Below are 13775 nucleotides of genomic sequence, written 5' to 3' on the forward strand. Positions count from 1 at the left end.
TCGTTCATGCAATCGATTCATAGAGGAGCCAACTGCATGTACAAGAAGATAATGGTGCCGGTGGACCTCGCCCATCTCGAGGCGCTGGAAAAACCGTTGACCGTCGCCGCCGACATGGCGAAGCACTATCACGCCGCACTCTGCTACGTCGGCGTGACCACCTCTCAGCCGAGCTCGGTGGCGCGGACCCCGGAAGAATACGAGCAGAAGCTCAAGGCGTTCGCCCACGAACACGCGCCCGACAACGGCCAGGAGCCGAGCGCGCGCGTCTACAACAGTCACGATCCGGTCACGGATCTGGATGACATCCTGGTCAAGGCGATCGGGGAAGTCGAAGCGGATCTCGTGGTGATGGGCACCCACCTGCCCCATCACATCGACGCGATCATGCCGGCCAACGGCAGCAAGGTCGCCGCTCACACCGACGTATCGGTCTTCCTGGTCCGTCCGTAGATCAAGGCCAATACGACCCGTTTTCCGCTAACCAGAACCAACGAACGGAGAGAATATCGTGGACAACAAACCCGACAATTCCCCGGACAACCATGAAGAGTCCGTTGGCGTCCCGGCGCCGGAGGGTGCTGCCAACCTGATCAATACGGACTACCAGATCGGTCAGGACAACTACCAGGCCGCGCCGATGGGCGTGAACATCGACATCCACGGTGCGGTGTTCGCCTTCTCGTCCCTGGTGATCCTGGCATTCGTGATCCTCACGCTCGCACTGCCCGACCAATCGACCGACTGGTTCGGTGCCGCGAAGGACTGGATCAACAACAACATGACCTGGTTCATCCTGGGCGCAGCCAACATTTTTGTGCTGCTCTGCCTGGTGCTGATCGTCACACCGTTGGGCAAGGTGCGCATCGGCGGGGCCAACGCCAAGCCCGATTTCAGCTATCTGGGCTGGTTCTCGATGCTGTTTGCCGCGGGTATGGGCATCGGCCTGATGTTCTATGGCGTATCCGAACCGATGTCGCACTACGGGACATCCCTGGGCGGCATCAGTGTCGGTGAAGACGGCGCACGTACCGACTGGGCACCGCTGGGTGCTGCGGCCGGTGACGAGGGTGCAGCCATGAGCCTTGGCATGGCGGCCACCATCTTCCACTGGGGTCTGCACCCCTGGGCGATCTACGCCATCGTCGCGCTCTCGCTGGCCATCTTTGCCTACAACAAGGGCCTGCCGCTGACGGTACGCTCCATGTTCTACCCGATCCTGGGCGAGCGCATCTGGGGCTGGCCGGGCCACATCGTCGACATCCTGGCGGTATTCGCGACGCTGTTCGGTCTGGCGACGTCGCTCGGTATCGGTGCTCAGCAGGCATCTGCCGGCCTGAGCTACCTGTTCGACATCCCCGGCGGGGACACCACGCTGGTACTGCTTATCACCGGCATCACGGCCGTCGCGATCGTCTCGATCGTGGCCGGTGTGGACAAGGGCGTTAAGCGCCTGTCCGAGATCAACATGGTGCTGGCGTTCCTGCTGCTGATGTTCGTGATCTTCGTCGGCCCGACGCTTCTGATCGCGACCGGCTTCTTCAAGAACCTCGGTTCGTACTTCGCCGAACTGCCGTTCCTCTCCAATCCGTTCGGCCGCGAGGACGCGAACTTCAGCCAGGGCTGGACGACGTTCTACTGGGCCTGGTGGATCAGCTGGTCGCCGTTCGTCGGCATGTTCATCGCCCGGGTTTCCCGTGGCCGCTCTGTACGCGAGTTCCTGACCGCCGTACTGCTGGTGCCGTCGACCATTTCGGTCCTCTGGATGACCGCGTTCGGCACGACGGCGATCAAGCAGGCGCAAGCCGGTTTCGAGGGCGTTCAGAACGCCGACCTGCCGGTCAAGCTGTTCGAAATGCTCAGCCAGCTGCCGCTCGCCGAGATCACCTCGTTCGTCGGCATCGTGCTGGTCATCGTGTTCTTCGTGACCTCCTCGGACTCCGGTTCGCTGGTTATCGACACGATCACCGCCGGCGGCAAGATCGACGCGCCGAAACCGCAGCGTGTCTTCTGGGGTGTGATCGAGGGCGCCATCGCTATCGCGCTGCTTGTCGGCGGCGGTCTCGCCGCACTGCAGTCCGCTGCGGTGGCAGCCGGCCTGCCGTTCACCTTCGTCCTGCTGGTGGGCTGCTATGCCATCGTCAAGGGACTGATGAGCGAACCGCGGTCGAAATAACGCCGCGGACAGCCTGCGGTGACACGCGCAGGCAGAACGAGAAAGCCCCGCCATTTGGCGGGGCTTTTTTTGTGCTCCCTCAGTCAGCTCCAGAGGTCGCCGAGAGCCGTCTCGGCTGAATGATGACACGCGATCTGCGCCTGCAGGAGTTCGGCTGTGGCCAGCGCATCGAGCTTCGCATGGTGAGCGGAATAGCTGGGCAGACCGTAGCGTGTCCGCGTGTCCGCCAGTCGAATCGAGGTCGGCGGCGCCCCGAAGAATGTCCGCAGGCGAGTCCACCATCCGCGTCGGACCTCCAACGCCTCGAGATGCATGGTGTCGATGACGGGAAAGAGGCATCGCTCGCCGCGCCGATCAAGAACCGCAGCGTCCAGGAACGGCCGCTCGATCCCCTGATAGTGAACCACGACGATCTTGCCCGCGAGCAGGGACAGCAGTTCGTCCAGGATCGTGTCCAGATCCGGCGCGGTCTCGACTTCCGCGTGGGTAATGCGGTGAAAACGGATCGACGCTTCATCCAGCGGCCGCGGTGGCCGGACCACCCAGTAATGGCCGGCAGCGGGCCGAATCCGGTCCAGCGTGAACGGCACCATCCCCACCGACACGATGGCGTGCCGATGGACATCCATTCCCGTCGTCTCGAAATCCAGCGCAACCATCTCGACGTCCCGAATGGGAGTCGTCGGGTCCGGCAATCCGGCAGCGTAGAAAGCGCGCAGCGCCGGATCCTTACAACGGCTGGCCTGGTCGGCGAAGAAACGCGGCCAGGTAGCCACCGGGTCTTTTGCGGCCACGCGTGCCATCAGCGGTTCGGCATCGGGTAGCGAAAACGCAGGAATTTCTGCGCATTACTGAGGACCTGGAAGGCATCCTTGAGGTTGTGTCGCTCCCCGTCGGATACGTTCTCCGGTTCGATATTGTTATCCGGAGCGTGATGGTGCTTGAGATCGTGCGCCTGATGGCGAATGCGCACCATTGACAGGAATTCCAGCGCGTAGCGCAACTTGTCCGCCTGACCGGCGGGCAGGGTATCGGCGCGGGTAATGTCGTCGAGACGGTCGAACGAGTTCTGCGACCGCGATCCGACTGCCAGGGCATGCACGCGGATGACGTCGACCAGCGGTGCGGTGCCGCGTCGCTTGATGTTGATCGAATTGTTGTGACGACCGTCCTGTTCCATGACAAAGGTCCGGAAGAAGCCCAGCGGCGGCGTGCGATTGAGCGCGTTTCGTGCCATCGCCGCCAGGAACAGGGGGCTCTGGCTCGCCCGCTGTGCGACCAGATCCTGTAGCTGCTCGACAAACCGTTCCTCGCCATATACCGGATCGAGATCGAAGAAGATCGAGCTGTGCAGCAGCCGTTCGGGGTCCGGCTCGCTGATCCACTCTTCGAAATAGCGTCGCCAGACGGAGAGCGGCTGGCGCCATTTGTCGTTGGTCGCCATGATACCGCCGTCACAATACGGGTAACCGCAGGCGTCGAGACCGTCACTGACGCGCTTGGCCAGTGCCTTGAACCAGGCATCGTGCTGCTCGGGGTCGAACGAGTCGTCGAGGATCAGCGCGTTATCCTGATCGGTGGAAATGGTCTGGTCATTACGCGCCATCGAACCGTTGACCATGAAGCAGTACGGCACCGGCGGCGGCCCCAACTCCTGCTCGGCGAGTTCGATCAGTCGCCGGATCAGACTCCGTCCGATACTCGACATCGCCTCGCCGATCATCTGCGCTGTGGCCCCTTCCTCAACCAGCCGCAGAAAGGCGGATCGCACGTCCGGCATCAGGCGCACCAGTCCCTTCACGCTGCCCTGGCTGTAGATATTGCTGACCAGGTAGAGGCTGCTGTGCGTCTCGTAGCGCACGATGTCGGACAAATGCACCACCCCTACCGGCCGACGGCGATGGAGGACCGGCAGGTGATGCACGTTGTTGCGCAGCATGGCCAGCATGGCCTCGTAGACGGATTCCTCCGATTGAATCGTGACCAGCTTTTCGTGCGTAATGTCGGCCAGGCGGGTGTCTGCTGAACCGCCGGCGGCGAGCACGCGCACCCGGAAATCGTGATCCGTGAGTATCCCGGTCACGCGCCAGTAGTTCCTGTCCTGGCCCGAGAAGGCCCGATCGTCATCTGCCGACGTCTGCACGACCAGCAGGATGGCCGAGACCTGGTGCTCGGTCATCATCTGGGCGGCCTCACGCACGGTGGCGCCCTCGTTGATCATCACCGGTGAGCGGCTCAACAACCGGCGCACCCGCGTGACCATCATGTCGTTCTCGCGCTCGTTCTGCTCGACGGTCGCCTTGAGTCGCGGGCCGGACAGCTCGACGAAATCGGCGAACTGATCGTCCGCGTTGCAGAGCCGGTCGAACACGTCACCCGGGATCAGGTAGAGAAGCGTGTCCTCGATGGCCTTGGCGGGAAAGCGCACGCGATGCTTGTGGAGTAGCCCGGCCTGGCCAAAAATGTCGCCTTCGCTGAGCCGATTGTAGAGCTCGCCGTTGTGGCGGTAGACCTCGACCGCCCCACTGCGCACGTAGCGCAGGGAGTCGATGGGTTCGCCATAGTTCTGTATCGGCGTGCCGTCACGGTAGTAGGCAACCTCTACCGACGCGGCAATCTGATCCAGCCACTCCGACTCGAGCCGGTCGAAGGGCGGAAAACGCCGCAAGTGTTCCCGAATCTCCTGCACTTCCGCTTCCATGATTTCCTCGCTTGCAGCCGGCGTCCACCGGGAGGGCGTTGTTGCCTACAGTGTGGCAGTTAGCTGTCATTTTTGAGGCGAACGGGTACAAAAAAAGGCGGGCCGGAGCCCGCCTTGCGTGATCTTCGAGTGAACGTCGTTTAGAAGTAGTAGCCGACGTTGATATTGAAGACCGTGTTGCTCTCGGCATCGCCGGTCATTGCACCGGTGCCGCCGGAGATGAACGGCTGGTTCTCGCCGTTGACGATGTCGATGTAGGTATACAGACCGCCAGCGGCAACTGCCATACCGGTCACGTTCATCCAGGTGTCTTCGTAATCCGCGTTCTTGTCATAGATGACGCTGTAGTCATTGTAGAACGTCAGGGAAGATACCGGGCCCCACTCAACCGGGAGCGTGTATGCGACGTTGGCAGTCAACGCCTTCGCCGACAACGGACCGGTGTACAGACCGGCGTAGTAGCCATAGTTCAAGAACTGGGCGTCAGGATCATCCAGGTCGTACTCCCAGTCCGTGTACTGCAGCTGCGCATTCCAGCGATCGTAATTGGCCACCAGGTGTGCGGCTGCCGCGTAATAGTCGCCGTCACCGGCCGAGGTGGCACCTTCCAGCTGGCCGTACTTGACCGACGCGCCCGGTTTGAGAGTCAGCTTGTCGTTGACCTTGTAGTCGTACTCGGCGCGAGCCACGAGCGTGTTGATCGCCTCGGTAGCGCCCTGGTTGCCGTTGTAGCCGACGACGTTCGCATCGTAGGTGTCGGTATCACCCGAACCGTCGAACTCAGGACCCCACAGACGATCGTCGTTCTTCATGAGCGCGACATCGAAGCGCCAGTCGCCCGGCGTGTAGGTGCTGCCGATACCGAAGTCGTAGTTGTCCTCGAGACCTACGTAGTAGAGCGAGGAGAAGTAGAAGTTGTGCGAGTTGTACGGCAGGACACCGAACGGGGTCTGGAATACACCCGCCTTGGCCATCAGGTCATCGGTGAACTCGTAACCGACCCAGGCGTGGTGGATCGAGGTGAAGTACTCGTACCAGCGCCATTCGGCCGACAGGATCACGTCGCCGATCTCGCCGTCCAGGTTGAGCCGGAACGTATCGAAGGCGAAATCACCACCACGATCCTTCTGGTCGCTGTCGTTGTCGTCCACGGTGTAGTTGAATCGAACCGCACCACCGACGTTGATATCGGGAGACGAGCTCTCGGCTTTCTCCTGGGCAGCGGCGACCTTTTCGGCCTGCTCCTTCTGCGTCTCTTCGATCTCGTCGTTACGCGCACGCTCCTGCTCGAGTTCGGTCTGCAGATTCTCGACGCGCTGCTTGAGCGCCTCCAGCTCCTGCATGATCTGCTCGGCGCTCGCGTTGTGCTCCGCGGCCATGCCTGTCATCGGAGACGTACCGAGAGCAACGCCGATGGAGAGTGCCAACAAATGCTTCTTCATCATCGATCCCTCTTTCTTCATTGGTTGTCTACTACGGCTCTTATTCACGATTTTTTTGCCGTTCCGGGCCACGCTAACATGCGTTTCAACCCCCCTTTCGGAACGCGTCGTCGACCGTATCCGTTACCGCGCCGCCATCTTCATGCGGCAGTGTCACAGTCGACGTCACGCTCCACCGGCTCGGTAATAAAGACGAAGTCGTATGCCGCTGCCGACATCGAAAGCGTCTTGATCGAGTCGATCGGCAACATGCCGATCGCCAACATCTTTCCTGTCCCCGTCATTGCCGGGCGGTCAAGCCAGTAGCCGACACCGCGATCGCGCCGGGCATGCTGGTTGCCCATCACCGCGATCACCGGGTGCGCGGGAAACGTCGTGCGCGCCCGAACGACGGCGTCCGCCATCAGCATGTCCCGAGCCACCTGAGCGCGAGCCATGCGTCTTGCCATCGCGACATCGACGCGTCCGCAGTGCGCCTGTTGCAGATCGGTGACGAGTTCGGAATGCGAGCCTTCCGGCAACCTCAGTTGCCCGCCAAACGCCTCGATCGTCTCGACCTGCTCGCGCTCAAGCTCCTCGCGCCATTGCCCTTCATCCGTCATCGCCACGGCAAACGCGTTGCGTCGCGACAGGTTGAGCGGCCATACCGGCCAGCGACGGGATGTGGCCAGCTCGAACAGCGCCCGATAGTGCTGCCACCCCCAGCCGTCGAAATCGAATCCGAGTCGTTCGGCACGTTCCCGCGCATCAAGCGCCATGGCCTCACCATTCGATCCGGTCTCGCTCTCCTTATCCAGGTCCAGCTGTTCGAGTCCCAGTACCAGCGGTCCATCCAGGTCGCGCAGGATTTCCAGCTGCTTGCGATGCACCGGCGTCGAGTCGTGCACCTCTCCCATCAGGACGACGTCCGCCTCCCGCAGCCGGCTCAACACAACGGCCTCTTCGACCGGCTTGCCCTGCTCCGAGACCCATTGCCCGGGGGCAATCGTTGACGGTCCGCCCCGGAAAGCTGACGGATCCGCCGCACACCCGGCCAAGGTCATCGCCATGGCCCATGCGAGCGATCGGAGTGTCACCGCCAACGGGCCACTTTGTCGCGACCGGCGAAATACTGCCGTCACGGATCGGTCACGCAACCGCTGCATTCTCGGATTGATACCCCTCTCGTCTGGCCGTGTCGGCTGACGTGCGCCTTACCCCGGCACACGCGACTGGGCAAAGCTTAGACAACCTGAGCGCGATTGCCGGCAGTCGAGCCAAATCGGTGCATTGACGACGGAATGGCGGGTGGTCTGAGGCGGGAGATCCGGGCGGCGAACCATCGAGCCGAGGCACGCACTTGCGGCTCAGGAAGCCTGCCATAGCTGGGCTTGCATGCGGCGTGGAACCCAATCGAGGGCGTGTCGGCGGGTGATGGTGCAGAAAAACCACAGGGAGATGCCCGCCATCTCCCGGATTGCTTGCGTTCCGGGGTGGATCGGTTACTGTCGATTTCGTGATGGTCGCGGTAACGCCCGAGAGGGCGACGCGATTGTCATCCGCCCGTGGTGTGTGCGTGCTGAGCGCCGCGGACGGTCCTCACGGTCAGCACGAGTTTGAGAGTTTGTTTTCGAGATGATCAATATTTACGTGGGCAACCTGCCCTACTCCCAGGATGACCAGGGCCTCCAGGCCGCTTTCGAGGCCTTTGGCGAAGTCAAGTCGGCCAAGGTCATCAAGGACATGGCCACTGGTCGTTCCAAGGGCTTCGGCTTTGTCGAGATGGTCGACAACGACGCGGGCATGCAGGCCATCGAAGCGCTGAACGACTCGGACATGGACGGTCGCAACCTCCGTGTCAACGAAGCCCGTCCGCGTGAGCGCAACAACGATCGCGGCGGTTTCCGTTCGCGTTTCTAAGCGCCCTCTCCGTGGGAGCGCTACGAAAAGCCGGCCATTTGGCCGGCTTTTCTGTTTTTCGACACTCCGTCAATCGCGTGGCTGATCGCCCGCGTCGCGAACACCGCCCTTGGGCAACACTGCATAGCGCAGCAGGTCGAACCGTCCCGCCTCGATCACCTCCGAGGCATCTACACCGGGCACCTCGAAGGCCAGTGAATACATGCTCGCTTGCGGCGCAAGCTCCCGCTGGCACTTTCGCCACAGGCGAAGCATGGGCTGGGGCGAGAGAAAGGCGAACACCATGTCGTAACGGCTCCACGACACGGACCAGAAATCGGTATAGCGAATCGCGCAGTTCGTCAGGTGCCGGCAACGCCATCGCGCAAGAAGGTAGAGCACGGGGGCGGTCTCGAAACCGGTGAACCGGCAGTCGGGATATCGGGCGGCCAGCGCGGCAATAATGTGCGCATCGCCGCAGCCGAGATCGGCGAACGAAGACGCACCCCGTGACTCGATTTCGTCGGCCAGCGCCTCGATGACGGGCCGACCGGAACGGTACAGCGGGACCTGGTGACGAATGGCATTGAACTGCACCAGGAAAAGGAGGACGGCAGCGGCAAGAAACCATCCCGGGTGTATCTGGAAGCCACCCCAGACCACCAGGGGAGCGATCAGGAGCACACCGCGCCACCAGGTGGGAAGCAGCGCCCATCCCATCAGCATGCCAAGCGCACCGGCGATCATCGCGATCAGCCATGGCGGCACACTGTTGCCACTCCACTCGATGTAGGCGCGCGCCAGAAGGACGCTGACCGTAATGGCCAGCGCGAGGACCGCAAAGCCGCTGATCAGGCTTAGATAGCGACGCATCGCCGCCCTCGGATCACTGTGCCGGCTCCCCGGCGCTCTCCTCCGCCGCGGCCTTCTCAGACCCGGTGGCCTCAGGGAGTGTTGTCTCCGCACCGACCGCCCCTTCGGTATCGAGCAGTTGGCGCGCATCCAGACCCTGGGGAGTCGTCGGCTGGAGGATGCGACGCGAGGCCGACTCCTTCATCACCGTCATCGAGATACGGCGGTTCTGCGGATCCAGCGGGTCGTCATCGACGAATGGCAGAGCGGCTGCCATGCCGATAACGCGCAACACCTTGTCCTCGCTGTAGCCGTACTGCTGCAGAGTCCGCCGGGCCGAATTGGCCCGCTCGGCAGACAGTTCCCAGTTGCTTCGCCCGGGGCGCCCGAATGCCCGCGCATCCGTGTGACCAACAATCGACAGGCGATTGGGCATCTCGTTGAGAATCGGGGCGAGAGAATGCAGGATTTCGTCGGCGTAGTCCTGCAGGTCATCGGAGCCCAGCTCGAACATCGGCCGTTTTTCGTTATCGATGATCTGGATCCGCAGACCATCACGGGTGATGTCGAGCTTGATCTGATCCTTGAATGCCTTGAGGGCCGGGTCGACCTCGATCAGCGACTCGACCCGCTCCTTCAATTCCTCGATCTGTTCACGCTCGAGTTCCTCCACCATCTGGCGGATCTCTTCCTCGGTCATGTCCTGCGTATCACGCTTCTCGACCGTGGGTTTCTCGCCGGCGTGCACCTGCCCCTCCTGCCGGGTCAGATCATCGCCCCCGCCATCGATGAGACTTTCGCTCATGCCGGCGTTGCTCCCCCCTTGCAGCGTGACCTGAGTGGGATTGGCGAAGTATTCCGAAATCCCCTTGAGATCCTCTTCGCCCAACGAACCGAGCAGCCACATCAAGAGGAAGAACGCCATCATGGCGGTCACGAAATCGGCGTAGGCGATCTTCCACGCGCCGCCGTGATGCCCACCATGGCCCTTCTTGACCTTCTTGATGACGATCTGCTGGTTCTGATCCGGCTGTTCGGCCACGTCGCAGCTACTCCACTCTCAACCGGTTCACTTGTTCTGCTTGAGGTAGTCTTCGAGCTCGGTAAAGCCCGGACGCTCGGAGGCGTACAGGACCTTGCGGCCGAACTCGACCGCCACCTGCGGCGGATAGCCGTTCATGAAGGCGATCAGGGCGGCCTTGATGCTCTGCTGGTACTTGGTCGAGTCGTTGATCTTGTGCTCGAGATTGTTGGCCACCGGATTGACGAACGCATAGGCCGCCAGGATACCCAGGAAGGTGCCGACGAGAGCCGCGGCGATCAACTTGCCCAACTCGGACGGCGGCAGGTGAACCGACTCAAGGGTATGCACCACACCGAGCACCGCCGCCACGATACCGAAGGCCGGCAGGGCTTCGCCCATTTTCTGGATCCCTTCTCGCGGCAGGTCGGCCTCCTCATGATGGGTCTCGATGTCCAGATCCATCAGGTTGTCGATCTGATGCACATCGAGGGTGCTCGAGACCATCAGGCGCAGATAGTCGGTGATGAATTCGACGGTATGGTGGTCCTTCATCACCGCGGGGGCGCTCTGGAACAGCTGGCTGTTCTCCGGATCGTCGATGTCCTCCTCGATCGCCATCAGACCTTCCTTGCGTGCCCGCGTGAAGATGGCGTAGAGAAGCGCCAGCGTCTCCATGTTGAGCTTCTTGCCGTACCGCGAGCCCTTGAATGCCGTGCCAAACCCGCCGAGGGTGGCCTTGAGTGTCTTGGGCGAGTTGCCGGCCACCAGGGCGGCGCCGGCCGCGCCGAAGATCATCAGGTACTCGATCGGCTGAAACAGGATGATCAGGTGACCACCAGCAAGCATGAAGCCGCCGATGATGCTCCCGAGCACCACCAGCCAGCCAATTGCAACCATCATGGTGTATCAGTCTCCAATTCGATAGTTATATTTATTTCAGTGCCTTGCCGGCGATTTCCGCCAGATCGGTAGAACAGTCGGCGCGATCGATCATGCGCTCCAGCTCGGCCCGCATCCGGTCGGCGCGTGCGCCATCATAGCGGCGCCAGCGACTGAATACGGTCGCCAGGCGCGCGGCGATCTGCGGATTGAATCCATCGATCTCGATGATCTTGTCGGCAACCCAGCGATATCCTGAACCCGATTCGGCATGAAATGCGACCGGGTTGCCGCGGGAAAACGCCCCGACCAGAGCGCGGACCCGGTTCGGGTTGCGAAGCGAGAAGGCCGGGTGGGCTTCAAGTGTTTCCAGTGCCTCCCGGTCGTCGGGCGCCACGATCCGTGCCTGCAGGGCCAGCCACTTGTCCATGACCAGCGGGTCGTTCGCCCACTCTTGGGCAAACGCCTCGAGCGCCGTGTCCCGCTCGGCACTCTCGCGCACTGACAACGCGGTCAGCGCCCCGAAGCGCTCGGTCATGTTGTCCGCCTCGGCCATCTGTTCGGTCGCCAGCCGGCGCCATGCCGGGTGGTCGAGGGCATTGAGATAGACCAGTGCCTGGGTCCGCAGCGCGCGACGCGCCACGTCAGCACTATCGAATCGATACTCGCCTTCCACGGCCGCCTTGCCGTGCACCAGCACCAGTGTCTGCGACCACTCGTTCGCCAGCTGCTCGCGCAGTTCGACACGCGCCCGGTGAATCGCATCCACGGGCACATCCTGGGAAAACTGCTCGGCAACGTAGTTTTCCGAGGGCAGCGCGACGCATTCGGCGACAAAACGGGGATCCGCTTTTCCCTGCGTGCTGACAGCCGAGTGCAGCAGCTGGCCGAATGCCTCGCTCAATCCGGCGGGCAACTCGCTTTGCGGCCAGTCGGCGCACTCCTGCGCCGCGCGGACCCGTTCGACCAGCGTCTTCAATACCAGCCGCTGATAGGCATCCCAGCGGTTGAACTCGTCGGTATCCGAAGCGGCCAGAAGCGCCAGGTCCTCGTCGGTGAAGGCGTGCTCGATCTTGATCGGTGCGGTGAATCCGCGATTGAGCGACAGCACGGGCATGTCCGAACCCGACGGCAGGCGGAAACGACGCGTTTCGGTGCCCTGGCTCAGCACCACGGTGCATTCCTCGCTCGCGTCGCCATCCGGTGCGCCCAACGGGATCGGTTTGCCCGCGGCATCGAAGGCCGCCATGCGCACCGGGATCAGGAACGGGTCGTCGTCCGATTGCCCGGCGGCCGTCGGCACCTCCTGCTCGAACTCGACCACCAGCTCGTTGCCGTCGACCCGTTTGCGCACGTGCAGGACCGGGGTGCCGGCGCGGTCGTACCAGCGGCGGAACTGCGCCGTATCGAAGTCGGCCTGCTCGGCCATGGTGTCGATGAAGTCCTCGATCGTGACCGCCTGACCGTCGAATCGCTCGAAGTAACGGTCGGTGCCACGTCGGAACGCCTCCCAGCCGAGCAGGTTGTGCCACATCCGCACCACCTCGGCGCCCTTGTTGTAGACCGTCGCGGTGTAGAAGTTGTTGATCTGCTCGTATTCCTTGGGCTGCACGGGGTGCGCCTGCGGGCCGGCATCCTCGGCAAACTGCACCTGACGCAGCAGGTTCACCTCTTCGATGCGCTTGACCGACCAGGAGCCCATGTCGGCAGAGAACTCCTGGTCACGGAAGACCGTGAAGCCTTCCTTGAGCGAGAGCTGGAACCAGTCGCGGCAGGTGACGCGGTTGCCCGACCAGTTGTGGAAATACTCGTGCGCGACCACCGACTCGATGCCCTCGTAGTCCTGATCGGTCGCGGTCTCCGAACGGGCGAGGATGAACTTGGAGTTGAAGATGTTCAGCCCCTTGTTCTCCATCGCACCCATGTTGAAGTCGTCGACAGCGACGATGTTGAACACGTCGAGATCGTATTCCCGCCCGTAGGTCTCCTCGTCCCAGGCCATCGACTTGATCAGCGAGCGCATGGCGTGATCGCAGCGATCGATGTTGTGCGGCTCGACATAGATGCCCAGATCGATCGTCCGTCCCGAGCGGGTGGTGAACTGGTCGTGGATCGACTTGAGATCTCCCGCCACCAGGGCGAACAGGTAGGACGGCTTGGGGAACGGATCCTCCCAGACCGCCATGTGGCGTCCATCGTCGAGGTCACGCTGCTCGACGGGGTTGCCGTTACTCAGCAGGACGGGGCACGTCGACTTGTCGGCGATCAGCGTGACGCGATAGCGACTGAGCACGTCCGGCCGGTCCGGGAAGAAGGTGATCCGCCGGAACCCTTCCGGTTCGCACTGGGTGCAGAAGTTGCCCGACGACTGGTACAGGCCGTCGAGCGCGGTGTTGTCGACCGGGTCGACACGACAGACAACCGTCAGGGTGAACTGCTCCGGCACCCCGGATATCGAGAGGCCGTCATCACGGCACTCGTACCGGTCCGCCCCCAAGGTCTCGCCGTCCAGCGCGACCGATTCGAGCTCCAGCTCGTCACCATCGAGCCACAAGGGGGCCTCGTGATCGCCGTTACGGCGACACGTCAATTCGGAGACGACACGGGTGCTGCGCGATGCAAGCTCGAAGGTCAGGTCGACGTGGTCGACGAGATACGCCGGTGGGCGGTAGTCGGCGAGGCGAATGGTCTGCGCTTGGCGTTCAGTCATGAGGGCTCTGAAAAAGGTCGTTGCAAAGGGATTCGCAAGTTCGGTCGTGACGCCCCGTCGCCAGTGGTGGCCACGGGATCACGCAAGTGCGTTCAGCATATCAGGAAGCCGGT

The 13775-nt window shown here is 62.4% G+C and carries 11 protein-coding genes; 3 read left to right on the forward strand and 8 right to left on the reverse strand.

Translation table 11 applies throughout. The features are described from left to right. The first annotated feature begins 36 nt into the window (after positions 1–36). Together AWR35_RS00800 and AWR35_RS00805 are read left to right on the forward strand one after the other, a co-directional pair. The gene (locus AWR35_RS00800) at positions 37–453 is read left to right on the forward strand and encodes a universal stress protein (RefSeq protein WP_058574058.1); all 417 of its coding nucleotides are present in this window, start codon (positions 37–39) and stop codon (positions 451–453) included. A gap of 58 nt (positions 454–511) precedes the next feature. Then, complete coding sequence (locus AWR35_RS00805; RefSeq protein ID WP_058574059.1) at positions 512–2176, forward strand: BCCT family transporter; 1665 nt, start codon at positions 512–514, stop codon at positions 2174–2176. A gap of 83 nt (positions 2177–2259) precedes the next feature. Here AWR35_RS00805 and AWR35_RS00810 read toward each other — a convergent pair whose 3' ends face one another. The 4 genes from AWR35_RS00810 to AWR35_RS00825 form a co-directional block, all read right to left on the reverse strand. Next, positions 2260–2979: a 3'-5' exonuclease gene (locus AWR35_RS00810; RefSeq protein WP_058574060.1), complete on the reverse strand. Its 720-nt coding sequence runs from the start codon at positions 2977–2979 to the stop codon at positions 2260–2262. After that, positions 2979–4877, reverse strand: coding sequence for a DUF294 nucleotidyltransferase-like domain-containing protein (locus AWR35_RS00815; RefSeq protein ID WP_058574061.1), 1899 nt, complete (start codon positions 4875–4877; stop codon positions 2979–2981). The genes AWR35_RS00810 and AWR35_RS00815 overlap by 1 nt, the downstream gene beginning before the upstream one ends. A 140-nt stretch (positions 4878–5017) precedes the next feature. Continuing rightward, on the reverse strand, positions 5018–6322 hold the full coding sequence (locus tag AWR35_RS00820) for a hypothetical protein (RefSeq protein WP_082663814.1): 1305 nt from the start codon (positions 6320–6322) through the stop codon (positions 5018–5020). A 137-nt stretch (positions 6323–6459) separates the two neighbouring features. Continuing rightward, positions 6460–7464, reverse strand: coding sequence for a ChaN family lipoprotein (locus AWR35_RS00825; protein ID WP_082663815.1), 1005 nt, complete (start codon positions 7462–7464; stop codon positions 6460–6462). A 472-nt stretch (positions 7465–7936) separates the two neighbouring features. On the opposite strand from AWR35_RS00825, the gene AWR35_RS00830 reads away from it, so the two are divergent. Beyond that, complete coding sequence (locus AWR35_RS00830; protein ID WP_197408096.1) at positions 7937–8218, forward strand: RNA-binding protein; 282 nt, start codon at positions 7937–7939, stop codon at positions 8216–8218. Between the two features lie 69 nt (positions 8219–8287). Here AWR35_RS00830 and AWR35_RS00835 read toward each other — a convergent pair whose 3' ends face one another. Genes AWR35_RS00835 through pepN form a run of 4 tightly spaced genes read right to left on the reverse strand, consistent with a single transcriptional unit; the run spans position 8288 to position 13662 of the window. Then, positions 8288–9070: a class I SAM-dependent methyltransferase gene (locus AWR35_RS00835; RefSeq protein WP_058574065.1), complete on the reverse strand. Its 783-nt coding sequence runs from the start codon at positions 9068–9070 to the stop codon at positions 8288–8290. A 13-nt stretch (positions 9071–9083) separates the two neighbouring features. Beyond that, positions 9084–10091, reverse strand: a complete 1008-nt coding sequence (gene motB / locus AWR35_RS00840) for a flagellar motor protein MotB (RefSeq protein ID WP_058574066.1) — start codon at positions 10089–10091, stop codon at positions 9084–9086. Positions 10092–10118: 27 nt separating this feature from the next. Next, positions 10119–10973 carry a flagellar motor stator protein MotA gene (motA, locus tag AWR35_RS00845; protein WP_058574067.1) on the reverse strand — a complete coding sequence of 285 codons (855 nt, stop codon included), beginning with the start codon at positions 10971–10973 and terminating at the stop codon, positions 10119–10121. 31 nt (positions 10974–11004) lie between these two features. Beyond that, positions 11005–13662, reverse strand: a complete 2658-nt coding sequence (pepN, locus tag AWR35_RS00850) for an aminopeptidase N (protein WP_058574068.1) — start codon at positions 13660–13662, stop codon at positions 11005–11007. Positions 13663–13775 lie beyond the last annotated feature (113 nt).

The organism is Guyparkeria sp. WRN-7 (genome assembly GCF_001641825.1).
Taxonomy (GTDB): domain Bacteria; phylum Pseudomonadota; class Gammaproteobacteria; order Halothiobacillales; family Halothiobacillaceae; genus Guyparkeria.

What these genes read in the sequence shown, in the direction of transcription:
- motA (WP_058574067.1), bottom strand. Translation starts at nt 10,973, where the DNA reads ATGATGGTTGCAATTGGCTGGCTGGTGGTGCTCGGGAGCATCATCGGC.
- AWR35_RS00815 (WP_058574061.1), bottom strand. Translation starts at nt 4,877, where the DNA reads ATGGAAGCGGAAGTGCAGGAGATTCGGGAACACTTGCGGCGTTTTCCG.
- AWR35_RS00825 (WP_082663815.1), bottom strand. Translation starts at nt 7,464, where the DNA reads ATGCAGCGGTTGCGTGACCGATCCGTGACGGCAGTATTTCGCCGGTCG.
- AWR35_RS00820 (WP_082663814.1), bottom strand. Translation starts at nt 6,322, where the DNA reads ATGATGAAGAAGCATTTGTTGGCACTCTCCATCGGCGTTGCTCTCGGT.
- AWR35_RS00835 (WP_058574065.1), bottom strand. Translation starts at nt 9,070, where the DNA reads ATGCGTCGCTATCTAAGCCTGATCAGCGGCTTTGCGGTCCTCGCGCTG.
- pepN (WP_058574068.1), bottom strand. Translation starts at nt 13,662, where the DNA reads ATGACTGAACGCCAAGCGCAGACCATTCGCCTCGCCGACTACCGCCCA.
- AWR35_RS00810 (WP_058574060.1), bottom strand. Translation starts at nt 2,979, where the DNA reads ATGGCACGCGTGGCCGCAAAAGACCCGGTGGCTACCTGGCCGCGTTTC.
- AWR35_RS00800 (WP_058574058.1), top strand. Translation starts at nt 37, where the DNA reads ATGTACAAGAAGATAATGGTGCCGGTGGACCTCGCCCATCTCGAGGCG.